The 11,797-nt window shown below is 56.4% G+C and carries 9 protein-coding genes; 4 read left to right on the top strand and 5 right to left on the bottom strand.

All coding sequences use genetic code 11. The features are described from left to right. Positions 1 to 254 precede the first annotated feature (254 nt). Entirely contained in the window at positions 255 to 1,862 is a 1,608-nt protein-coding gene (locus F3I20_RS11285) for an EAL domain-containing protein (protein ID WP_150037560.1), read from the bottom strand. A 286-nt stretch (positions 1,863 to 2,148) separates the two neighbouring features. Next, on the bottom strand, positions 2,149 to 3,333 hold the full coding sequence (uxuA, locus tag F3I20_RS11280) for a mannonate dehydratase (protein ID WP_150037559.1): 1,185 nt from the start codon (positions 3,331 to 3,333) through the stop codon (positions 2,149 to 2,151). Between the two features lie 147 nt (positions 3,334 to 3,480). Between uxuA and F3I20_RS11275 the strand changes: the two genes are divergently transcribed. Continuing rightward, positions 3,481 to 4,164 carry a FadR/GntR family transcriptional regulator gene (locus F3I20_RS11275; RefSeq protein WP_150037558.1) on the top strand — a complete coding sequence of 228 codons (684 nt, stop codon included), beginning with the start codon at positions 3,481 to 3,483 and terminating at the stop codon, positions 4,162 to 4,164. Here the strand turns inward: F3I20_RS11275 and F3I20_RS11270 are convergent. Further along, entirely contained in the window at positions 4,153 to 5,208 is a 1,056-nt protein-coding gene (locus F3I20_RS11270; protein WP_150011207.1) for an AI-2E family transporter, read from the bottom strand. The two genes, F3I20_RS11275 and F3I20_RS11270, sit on opposite strands and share 12 nt — an antisense overlap. A gap of 276 nt (positions 5,209 to 5,484) precedes the next feature. Between F3I20_RS11270 and F3I20_RS11265 the strand changes: the two genes are divergently transcribed. Beyond that, positions 5,485 to 6,708: an MFS transporter gene (locus F3I20_RS11265; protein WP_150011205.1), complete on the top strand. Its 1,224-nt coding sequence runs from the start codon at positions 5,485 to 5,487 to the stop codon at positions 6,706 to 6,708. A 75-nt stretch (positions 6,709 to 6,783) separates the two neighbouring features. Here F3I20_RS11265 and F3I20_RS11260 read toward each other — a convergent pair whose 3' ends face one another. Further along, positions 6,784 to 7,599 carry a TIM barrel protein gene (locus tag F3I20_RS11260; RefSeq protein ID WP_150011203.1) on the bottom strand — a complete coding sequence of 272 codons (816 nt, stop codon included), beginning with the start codon at positions 7,597 to 7,599 and terminating at the stop codon, positions 6,784 to 6,786. 420 nt (positions 7,600 to 8,019) lie between these two features. On the opposite strand from F3I20_RS11260, the gene F3I20_RS11255 reads away from it, so the two are divergent. Beyond that, positions 8,020 to 9,525: a CoA-acylating methylmalonate-semialdehyde dehydrogenase gene (locus F3I20_RS11255; RefSeq protein ID WP_150037557.1), complete on the top strand. Its 1,506-nt coding sequence runs from the start codon at positions 8,020 to 8,022 to the stop codon at positions 9,523 to 9,525. A gap of 112 nt (positions 9,526 to 9,637) precedes the next feature. Continuing rightward, the gene (gene iolB, locus F3I20_RS11250) at positions 9,638 to 10,456 is read left to right on the top strand and encodes a 5-deoxy-glucuronate isomerase (protein WP_150011198.1); all 819 of its coding nucleotides are present in this window, start codon (positions 9,638 to 9,640) and stop codon (positions 10,454 to 10,456) included. 74 nt (positions 10,457 to 10,530) lie between these two features. On the opposite strand, the gene F3I20_RS11245 is transcribed toward iolB, so the two are convergent. Continuing rightward, positions 10,531 to 11,373: a MurR/RpiR family transcriptional regulator gene (locus tag F3I20_RS11245; RefSeq protein WP_010253340.1), complete on the bottom strand. Its 843-nt coding sequence runs from the start codon at positions 11,371 to 11,373 to the stop codon at positions 10,531 to 10,533. Positions 11,374 to 11,797: the final 424 nt, after the last annotated feature.

Raw genomic sequence — 11,797 nt, 5'->3', positions numbered from 1 at the left:
TTTTGTGTGATATCTGTCATGTTTGGGCTACATACAGGCTATTTTTACCACTGATACGGCTAATTAGCTGCGCAAAAAAATTATCACGCTGCGTGACGACCGGCGTTTTTTTCAGCAGATTGAGGGTGATGAGCGGCGATACCGACGCCGCAGGGGGGGCGCTTTACAGTGCAGGATGGCAGTAAGCCCGGCGGCTTAACAAAGAGGCTCAGACGCCGATATTGCGTGGTGAGCCTGTTAAGTTCAGGTGCGGTTCAGAGGCTGACGGTCTGATGAGTCTCAGAGGCGTGATTCGCTTTAACCGGCTGTTCGCCCTGTCTGGCGAGCCAGGTGATCAACGCCGCGTTGTCCATCGGGCGGGCATAATAATAGCCCTGGATAAAGACTACGCCGCGTCGTTGCAGATAGCTGAACTGCAATGCGCTCTCGACGCCTTCCCCCAGGACTTCAAGCTCAAGCTCATGACTGAGCTGAATGATTGCATCCAGCACCGGTGTTCTGCCCTCCAGCGATTCAATCGCGTTGATAAAGCCGCGATCGATCTTCAGATAATCCATCGTGAAGGTCTGTAAATAACTCAGCGAACAGTGACCGGTACCAAAATCATCAATCGCGACTTTCATTCCGCAACCGCGCAGCTGCTCCAGTTTGCGTGCCACCTCAACGCCGTCTTTGATCAGGCTGCGCTCGGTCAGCTCCAGCGTAATCAGGAACTGCTTATCTTTAACCCGGTCAGCAAAGTGCAGCATATCGTCGACAAAATCCGGATGCTGCAGATGATCGGCCGCCACGTTGATAGCCAGATGAAAGCCTGGCTCAACCTGCCACGCCTGCACATCCTCTGCAATTAAATCGAGCAGATGACGGGTCAGCGGCACAATCATGCCTTCCGCTTCAGCGGCACCGATAAAAATATCGGGCCGGATGCCGTTACCGTCCGGTGTTGTCCAGCGCAGCAGCGCTTCTGCGCCGCTACAGCGCTGCTGCCGGTTGTCATAGACGGGCTGATAGTGCGCTCTGAACTGGCCGCTGGCGATGGCCCGTCGAATCTCATCGCGCCAGGAGATACGCCGTTGCAGCCAGTTCGCCATCAGCATCATTAGCAGAATAGAGAAAATTATCGCCACCGGCATGATGATCAACATCACCTGACGCCAGGCCGAGATCAGCTCAGAGGGTGAGGCAATAAGGGTGACAGAGAGCGGATATCGACTGGAGCTGGCCTGATAAATCAACGGTTGAAACCAGCCGGACAGAGCGATTTGCGGATCGCCAAACGAGATCGGCGCGCCGTTGTTAAACTCCATGCTGAAATGATAGAGATGGGTACTGCTGATGGCGCGCATAAAATCGATCAGATACTGGCCATCAATCACAGCCCAGAACCCCTCACCATCGGGCAGATCGCGCATAAAAATCACTGCCGGACGATCCGGTACTCCCGCGGTTCCTGCAATCGACAGGCTCCACCACGCTTTTCCGGTGACCGGCGCGTCACGCATGATCATATCGCTCAGAGAACCAGGCTTTGTACCATAGGCTGAAGAGCAGGCAATTCTGTTTTCTTCCATCTTACCGACGGCGCGAAAATAGGGATTCAGCGAACCGATGCGCTGCAACTGGTTTTCAATCTGGCTGCATGACTGATGCTGAAACTGGCGCAGCTCAGTGATCATATTCCACGCGCTGTCGCTCATTCTCTCGGCCTGAGATAACAGGGTGTTTGCTGCGCTCACCTGCTGCTGCCGCACGGTGTGTCGCGCATCAAGGGCGGTGAAAAAAATGCCAATAATCAGAGGCAGCACGCCGGAGATAATAATCACCAGCCTGGCGTAGTCGCGTTTTCGTTTCAGTAGCGGCACCGCTAAATCCTCTGGATATTATTGGTATTATATGGAGGGGCTAATCAGTGGCGCAGCATAGCATTTCTCCGGGCGGTGCAGATTAGCGTTTTTGCCATCAGCTGAACTGATTCAGGTCAATTATCGACCAGACTTTGCATTTAATGACAGGTTGTTTTGCCTTCATTGGCATTCAGCAAAAAAATCTGATGAGAAGGAGCGACAGGCGCGGCAAAAGGGCGAATCACTGCGGGAGCCAGGGGAGACCCTGGCCCGCCTGAGAGCGGGCGCAGGGTAAATGTGTTTCTCACTCAGCAAAATAGATCTGTTTCAGCGCCACTTCAACGCCACGCAGTTCAGCCAGTCCTTTCAGCCGGCCAATGGCAGAATAGCCGGGATTGGTATGCTTATGCAGATCATCCAGCATCTGATGGCCATGATCGGGGCGCATCGGAATCGCTCGCGGATTGCCTGCCTGGCGACGGCGCTGCTCTTCCGCCAGAATGACCCTGATGACACCGACCATATCGACGTCGCCCGCCAGGTGCGCGGCTTCATGGAAGCTGTTGGGGTTATCCTCGCGTTTTGTGGCGCGCAGGTGGACAAAGTTAATGCGGTCGGCATAGGTTTCCGCCATCTCAACCAGCGCATTGTCGGTACGCACGCCATAGGAACCCGTACAGAAACAGAAACCATTGTGCAGACTGTCCACGGTTTCCTTCAGCCACTGCATATCTTCCTGGGTAGAGATAATGCGTGGCAGGCCCAGAATCGGGCGCGGTGGATCGTCCGGATGCACCGCCAGTTTAATACCCACCTCTTCGGCAACCGGCACAATGGCGCGCAGGAAGGTCGCCATATGCTCGCGTAGTGTTGCTTTGTCGATGCCGTCATACTGCGCCAGCTGTGCCTGGAACTGCTCCAGCGTATAGCCCTCTTCAGCACCAGGCAGACCGGCGATAATATTGCGCACCAGCGTGCTTTTATCTTCAGCGCTCATGGCGGCAAAGCGCTGAGCGGCAGCCTGCTGTTCAGCCGCGCTGTAATCCTGTTCCGCACCCGGACGCTGCAGCAGATAAAGTTCGAAGGCGGCGAAAGCATCGGCGTCGAAGCGTAGCGCTTTTGCGCCATCCGGCAGCGTCCAGGCGAGATCGGTGCGCGTCCAGTCCAGCACCGGCATGAAGTTGTAGCAGACGGTATCAATGCCGCAGGCGGCCAGATTGCGTATCGACTGCTGATAGCTGGCGATATAGCGAAGGTAGTCACCGCGCTGGGTTTTGATCGCCTCATGAACCGGAATGCTCTCCACAACCGACCAGACCAGACCTTTTTCCGCCAGCAGCGCCTGACGCGCTTTAATCTCCTCAACCGGCCACACTTCGCCGTTAGGGATATGGTGCAGCGCCGTCACAATACCGGTTGCGCCCGCCTGACGGGCATCATCCAGGGAGACCGGGTCGTTCGGGCCGTACCATCGCCATGTATGTTCCATTTTTACTCCTCAACTGTGATGTGGCCCAGTGGTCAGGCCGCTGGGCCAAGAGTATGATAGTGAGCAAAACAGGGCCGTGATCCGGATCGCAGCATGACAAACTGTATCCGGCAAGTGAGCGGTTTATGCGGAATAAAGGAGAAGGTAATGAGCCTGCCAGTTATCAAAACGGAGCGCCTGTACCGTCAGATCGCAAACGCTATTATGGCCGGCATCACGCGCGGTGATTTTGTGGCGGGAGGCCTGCTGCCACCCGAACGCGAGCTGGCAAAACAGCTGGGTGTCAGCCGTTCGTCAGTGCGTGAAGCATTGATTGCGCTGGAGATGACCGGCTGGGTCGATATCCGTACCGGCAACGGTGTTTACGTCGCTCAGCCGCTGCCGCAGGCCGCAATCCCGCAGGAGAGTGAAACCTGCAGCCTGCAGGACCTTTTGCAGGCGCGTGAAGCCTTTGAAGGCATGCTGGCAGGATTTGCCGCCCGTCACGGCACCGCCGGACAGCGGGAGGCACTGCTGGCGCTGACCGCTGAACTGCAGCAGTACAATGAAAACGACGCGGCGTTTCTGGAGCAGGACAAGCGCTTCCACCTGCTGATCGGCGAAATGAGTGGCAATGACGTGTTACGCGACCTGCTGGAGCAGCTCTGGAACCGGCGTCACAGCCCACACGTGCAGCGGCTGGAACGCCATTATGCCGATAACAGCTTCGCGCAGGCGATGAACGCTGACCATCAGCAGATCGCCGACGCGATTGTGGCGGGCGATGAAGCCGCGGCTCGCCAGGCGATGGAGAGCCATCTGCAGCACGTCCAGCAGCGGCTACTTGGTTAATCCCCGAACGCGTTTAGGTCGTCCGGTGCCCAGCATAATCGCCAGACGGCTGCCGCCCGGCGTTGTCTCCATCAGGATTTTGGTGATGCTGGTCAGCGGCACCGAGAGCAGCATGCCAACCGGTCCGAGCAGCCAGCCCCAGAAGACCAGTGACAGGAACACCACCAGCGTTGATAAGCCCAGGCCGCGCCCCATCAGGCGCGGTTCCAGCATGTTGCCGAATACCATATGAATCGCAGTAAACAGCGCTGCCACCATCGCGGCATCAAACAGGCTGTTCAGTAACAGCGCCTGCAGGAAGGGCGGAATGCCGGCAATTATCGGGCCGATATTCGGAATATAGTTGAGGATAAATGCCACGACACCCCACAGCAGCGCGAACTTTACATCCAGCAGATAGAGACTCAGCCAGACAGCGATGCCGGTGATGAGACTCACCAGGGTTTTCAGCGCCAGATAGTGCGTCACGCCTTTCAGCGCCTTATGCAGCCCGGCGATGCGAATTTTGGGATTTACCAGCGCATTACGCATTTTGTAAGGCAGGTGATGAACCTCAAACAGCATAAAGACCACGGTCAGCACCAGCAGCACGGTATTGGTCATCGCACCCGAAAAGCCGCTGAGCGCCACGCTCGCCAGGTTCATCATGGTATTCGGGTCGAAACGCTGTACCAGCGCGTTGGTAGAAATATTGAGATGAAAGCCCGCCGCCAGATGTTGCAGCACCGTCATTTTCTGCTCCATGGTGGCGCGCAGTTGCGGGTAAAGGTCAGAAAACTCACTCATTGAGCTGGCGATGATGGCACCCAGCAGCAGAATACCGCAGAAGATCACGGTAATGACCAGTCCAATCGCCAGCCCACGGCGGAAGCCACGACGCATCAGCATCGTCACCAGCGGGTTGAGCACAATGGCAAAGAACGCCGCCAGCAGAAGCGGGACCAGAATATCGGACGCGGCCCGAACCCCGGCAAGAATGATGACCAGCATCGCCAGTTTTATCAGAATGTTTTGTCCGATCTTTTCCCGTTGCAGCTCGCTCATTGCCTCTCCCGTGACGTAATCTGGCTGTTGGAAGTGTAGCTGAAAGAAAATTAACAATCTGATTTATCAGAGAAACGGTAAAGCGCGGCGGCATAACAGCGAGATAATCAGCGCCATCGCACTCAGCTATGACGGCAGGGCTGTGACCTCCTGCTGTTCCTGTTTTTGCGCCGCTTTCTCCTGCCCGATAACCGTGCCAGTGTGATGCGCCAGTGGCGAAAGCGGGTATAGTTAAAGGATAAACCTTATCATTCAGCCAACTACGCGCGAGAACCTATGCCTGAACAGCCTGCAGCGGAACAGAACGCCCCATCCGGAAGCCTGAATATCTCGCTGCTCATCCTCTCTATCGTCGCCTACAACTTTGCCAGCTATCTCACCATTGGTCTGCCGCTGGCGGTCCTGCCTGGCTGGGTGCATGACCAGCTGGGCTTCAGCGCATTCTGGGCGGGCGTAGTGATCAGTCTGCAATATGTGGCGACGCTGCTGAGCCGGCCACATGCCGGGCGCTATGCCGATCTCTGGGGACCAAAGAAAGTGGTGGTGACCGGTCTGGTGGGCTGTCTGATTAGCGGGTTGTGTATTCTGCTGGCGGCGCTGATCGCATCCCCGCTGGGGAGCCTGATACTGCTCTGCGTGGGCCGGTTAATTCTGGGGGTAGGTCAGAGCTTTACTGGCACCGGCACCTCGTTGTGGGGGGTGGCGCGGGTGGGGTCACTGCACATTGGCCGCGTGATTTCCTGGAACGGTATCGTCACCTATGGTGCGATGGCGATAGGCGCGCCGCTGGGCGTAGTGATCTTCCGGGCGGGTGGGCTGTTGTGGCTGTCACTGGTGATTGTGACCATCTGCGTGGTCGGCATCGTCTGCGCGGTCCCGCGTCCGGCGGTAAAAGCCAGCCGCGCCAGACCGCTGCCGTTTCGGGCGGTACTGGGGAAAATTGCTGGCTTTGGCGCAATTCTGGCGATGGGATCGGCAGGTTTCGGCGTGATTGCCACCTTTATCACGCTGTTCTATCAGGATAAAGGCTGGGAAGGGGCCGCCTTTGCGCTCTCCCTGTTCAGCGGTGCTTTCGTCGGAGCGCGCCTGCTGTTCCCGAATGCGATTAACCGCCACGGTGGCCTTCGGGTCGCCAGCGTTTGTCTGGCGGTTGAGGCTGCCGGACTCTTTCTGGTCGCCGCAGCGGGTGATCCCTGGATGGCAAAAGCGGGCGCGTTTCTGACCGGTGCCGGGTTTTCACTGGTGTTTCCGGCACTCGGCGTGGTGGCGGTTAAGGTGGTGCCGCAGCAGAATCAGGGCAGCGCCCTGGCGACCTACACCGCTTTTATGGATCTGTCGCTGGGAGTAACCGGGCCGCTGGCCGGATTCATCATGAATTATGCAGATGTTTCACGCGTCTATCTGCTCACGGGATTGCTGGTCTGTATCGCGTTTTTCTGCACGCTGCGTTTGCAGCGGCGTCAGGCTTCAGAGCCCGTAACCGGGGATTCGTCAGGATAAAAAAAATGGCCCAGCAGCGGGCCATAACGTCTTTTCAGACACAGATAAACGTATAAATTATGGCTGCAACAGGCTTCAGGCCTGCAGCAGTTCAATACTGTGGCGAATCTGGCGCTCAATCTCCGCCGGGGTCCAGCTGTTGAGCTGACCGGAGAACGGCTCAAAGGCGTAGACGCCCTTGTAGCCGAGCATTTCCAGCCGTTTAACCTGCACCACGCTCTTCAGCACATCGTTGTCACTCAACATGATCCGTTCGTCGTCGGTCAGTTCGGCAGTCGGACGCCGATCTTCCACGCCTGAAAGATGCACCAGCCCAATCTGGTCAATATCGATACCTGCCGGAAATTCCTGTTCAGCCTGTTCATAGAGATGATGATGAAAGGTATCCAGTAGCAGCCTGAAGGGCACGCCTGCCTCTGCGATCAATTCCTGCGCCTGTACGATCGAACGCAGTGAGCTGACCGGAAACCCCAGCGGTTCTACCAGCCCCTGAATGCCATAGTGGGCAAAGCGCGGCACCAGCGCCTGCATCGCCGCCTGCGTCTGCTGAGGCGACACGGTCATCCCCTCATTCAGTGGACACATCACCAGTGCCTTTGCGCCGATCTGTTGTGCTGTCTGTAACAGCGACTCGGCCCGCGTCAGCAGCGCGTCATCAATGCGGTTAAAGGGATAGAGCGCATTAATCGTGACGATATCGATGTGATACTTATCGGCCAGGGCGCGCAGCTGATCGGTGCTGAGATCATCGGTGACGCTGCCGCCCGGCATGTCATTACGCAGTTCGACCTTGCTCAGCCCCAGACGCTGAACCAGCTGAAAGAAGGCCTCCAGCGAGAGCCGGGGCGCAATTTTGCGGTTGATACAGAAACGGGTGGGATCGATGGCCATGCGCTGACTCCGGGACAGGAGAAGGATGGACTAAAGAAAACATTTATTTCATTAATAGTGAATTATGAAATGCAAATTATTAGATCGGTCTCGCATTAATTTCATATTCCGTTTCAGTCTGATGCATAAACATTGGATCAACTTCGCAGGGATACCCGCTCTATCCGCCTCTGCTGTTCCCCTGTCAGGCTAAGGCTGAGCGCGAGTAAACGCCTCCGGCCATCGGGACGTTTTCAAACGCTGGAAAGCGGCAAAAATGCGATCCGTGCCGCTAAAAGCAAATTTTCCAAAAAGAACTATTTGAAAAATTTATTCCACTGTAATAGCTTCATAGCACGCTTTCAGGTTTGCCTGGTCAGGCAGTGTGGCAGGCCACAGGGTCCGTCTGCAGGGAACTTAACCATCTTAAGAGGCAACATCATGACAATCATAGGTAACTTTATTGGCGGTAAAACGACGTTCAGCGCCAGCAACGAAACCATTCCTGTTTACGATCCGGCAACCGGCAAAGTGGTACGTGAACTGACGCAAAGTACCGCTGATGAAGTGGCCCAGGCGATTGGTGTCGCGCATGACGCATTTGCTGCCTGGTCAAAAACCTCGCCGCTGCGTCGCGCCCGCGTTCTGTTCAACTTTAAAGCCCTGATGGAGCAGCATCGTGATGAGATGGCGGCGCTGATTGTCTCTGAGCATGGCAAAGTCTGGTCTGATGCGTTAGGGGAACTGACGCGCGGCATTGAAGTCATTGAGTTTGCCTGCGGTATTCCCCATCTGCTTAAAGGTGAATATTCCCCGAACGTCGGCGGCGGCGTTGACAGCTTTTCGCTGATGCAGCCGGTTGGCGTCGTGGCAGGCATTACGCCGTTTAACTTCCCCGCAATGGTGCCGCTGTGGATGTTCCCGATCGCCCTGGCCTGCGGTAATACCTTTGTTCTGAAACCACCGGCGCTGGATCCCTCTGCGGCCGTGCGCATGGCCGAGCTGCTGACGGAAGCGGGTCTGCCGGATGGCGTATTCAACGTGGTTCACAGCTCTAACGAAGATGCTGAGCAGCTCTATAAAGATCCGCGCATCGCTGCGGTGAGCTTCGTCGGCTCATCCGGCGTGGCTGAGCATATCTATAAAACCGCCAGCGCCCACGGCAAGCGGGTGCAGGCGTTTGGCGCGGCGAAAAACCACGCTATCGTTATGCCGGATGCCGATCTGGATGCCACCGTTAACGCGATTATGGGCGGTGCGTTTGGCTCGGCCGGTGAACGCTGCATGGCGCTGCCGGTTGTTGTCGCGGTGGGCGATGACACTGCTGACAAGCTGATTGCCCGTCTGACGCCGCTGGTGAAAGCGCTGCGTATTGGCCCGGGAATCAATCAGGGTGCCGATGAAAATGAGATGGGACCGGTTGTCTCAGCCGCACACCAGAAGAAGGTGCTGGGTTACATCGACAAAGGCGAGCAGGAAGGCGCGAAGCTGGTGGTTGATGGCCGTAACGTGCAGGTTGCGGGTCACGCCGAAGGTTACTACGTTGGCGGCACGCTGTTTGATAACGTCACCTCTGACATGGTGATCTGGCGTGAAGAGATTTTTGGGCCAGTGCTGAGCATCATGCGCGCACCGGACTACGACAGCGCGCTGCAACTGGTCAACAGCCATGAGTTTGGTAACGGCAGCGCCATTTTCACCAGCAACGGTCACACCGCGCGTGAGTTTGTGCAGAACGTTGAAGCGGGCATGGTCGGTGTTAACGTGCCGGTTCCGGTGCCGATGGCATTCCACAGCTTCGGTGGCTGGAAACGTTCGGTGTTTGGCGCGCTCAATGTTCACGGGCCGGATGGGGTGCGCTTCTATACCCGTATGAAAACCGCCACCGTGCGCTGGCCGTCCGGTCAGCAGACCGTGTCTGAATTCAGTATGCCAACCTTAGGCTGATCTATTTCAACGCTGATCGCGACCGGCAGGAGAGTCTGCCGGTCGCTTTGTTCGCTGGCACCTCGCCCGCGAGCCTGACGCAGCGTCAATCGTGACAGAGAGGAGGATCAGGATGTCTTTACTGTCGAAAGCACAGGCCCCTGACGCACAGGGGCGTATCCAGCATGTGACGCCTGAGCGCGCTGGCTGGCGTTATGTTGGTTTTGATGCTTATCTGCTGAAAAAAGGGGAAACCCTGCGCCTGACCAGCGGTGATAAAGAGCTGTGTCTGGTGCTGGTGGCCGGGCTGGCCTCGGTGAAAACACGCCATGCTGAGTTTCCCGGGATCGGTAAGCGCATGTCGCCTTTCGAACGCGTGCCGCCGTATTCCGTGTATGTGCCGCATGACGATGAAGTGGAAGTTTATGCTGACAGCGATCTTGAGCTGGCCGTCTGTAACGCGCCCGGTCAGGGCAATTTGCCTGCAAGACTGATTGCGCCAGCCGATGTCGGCGTTGAGCATCGCGGAAAAGGGCGCAACCAGCGTCTGGTGCATAATATCCTGCCTGATACTGAACCTGCTGACAGCCTGCTGGTGGTGGAGGTTTATACCAATGAAGGCGATACCAGCTCCTATCCCAGCCACAAGCATGATCAGGAGGAGAGTGAAAACGAAACCTACCTGGAAGAGACCTACTATCACCGTTTCGATCCGGAACCTGGCTTTGCGATGCAGCGCGTCTACACCGACGACCGCTCACTGGATGCCTGTATGGCACCCTATAATCGCGACGTCGTGATGGTGCCGCGCGGCTATCATCCGGTGGCGACGCTGGCGGGCTACAACAACTACTATCTGAACGTGATGGCAGGGCCGGTACGGTTGTGGAAATTCAGCTGGGAAAAAGATCACGCCTGGGTGAACAGCGACAGCTATCCACGAACAGAATAAGGCTCAGCGGTTTTATCCGCGAATGCCTGTAATAAAGGGCAGCCAATCGGGCTGCCCTTTTTGTTGTTTGCAACTCAGGACGTTTTGGCGTTGTTTAGCGCCAGTGACACCGCCAGCGTCTGTGCCAGGCAGAGTGAGGCGACCTGCGAACGGAAGCCATCGACCTGCGCTTCGCGTACCACAAAGCAGACATCGCTGAAGGCAGCCAGCGGGCTGACCTGGCTATCGGTAATGGCGATCTGATGCGCGCCACGCTTGGCCCCCATTTCGACGACCTCGACCGCTTCACGCGCATAGGGCGAGTAGCTGATCGCAATCACCACATCTTTCGGGTTAACCAGACTGAGCTGCTCGGTAAACATCCCGCCCAGACCATCGATCAGAAAAGCACGCCGCTCCAGATGGCGCAGCGCGTAGACCAGATAGGAGGCGACGCTGAACGAGCGACGCAGGCCAATTACATAGATGTTCTCAGCCTCATTCAGCAGTTTCACTGCTTTGTTCAGCTGTTCAGGATTCACCTGCATCGCCAGCTGCTGCAGCGCCTGGCTGTTCACCATGGTAAAGACGTTGAGGATCTCCGCCGGGCTCTCAGGCGCACTGGCGCTGTCGTCCGTTGAGGTCTGACGGAACAGACGTGCGCGCTCGGTATAGTTGACCGTCTCTTCCATCAGGTGCTGACGAAAAACCTGTTTCATTTCGTTGAAGCCGCTGAAGCCAAACGCATTTGCAAAACGGATCAGCGTCGACGGCGGCACATCGGCCTGTTGGGCAATCGAGGCGACGGTGTCGAAAGCAATACTGTTACTGTTATCAAGGATGTAGCGCGCAACCTGTTTAAGACGCTTGCTCAGCGTTTCATAGCGGCGACGAATATCGTCCTGCAAGAGAGAAAGTTGGGTGGGATTATTGTTCATCACTTCTGCCCGTATCATTAGAATAATGGCTGCATAATGAGCGCTATAGTATCAGATGGATGGAAAATTTCATTTGTTTGCGTCAACGATGCGGTTTATTTCATGGCTTTATGAAATGGTTCACAGATTGGCTTTAGCGCGCCCAGGCGGGCAATGACAGGGTGAAAAACGGGATGAAATGACAGAAGGGGAGAGGGGTAACCAGTAAAACGCCATCCCGGTTGGGATGGCATGATATTACTAAAAAGTCTGTCTCTGCCTGCTATGAGTCCGCACAGGCTCAGGTAACACGGTCAGATCGGAAAGTCGCTCAAGCCATCCATGGCCGCTCGGCCCGCGCGATTACACACCTCATCCATGAGGTGCGCCCGTTGCCGGGCCAACGCTTCGCGTTGTTCAAAAACGCTCCCGGCGTTTTTTTCCG

This window comes from Candidatus Pantoea gossypiicola, assembly GCF_008632075.1.
In the GTDB taxonomy this organism is placed as follows: Bacteria; Pseudomonadota; Gammaproteobacteria; order Enterobacterales; family Enterobacteriaceae; genus Pantoea; species Pantoea gossypiicola.
Note: the sequence above shows the minus strand (reverse complement) of the source record. Positions and strands in the feature narration are given on the sequence as shown.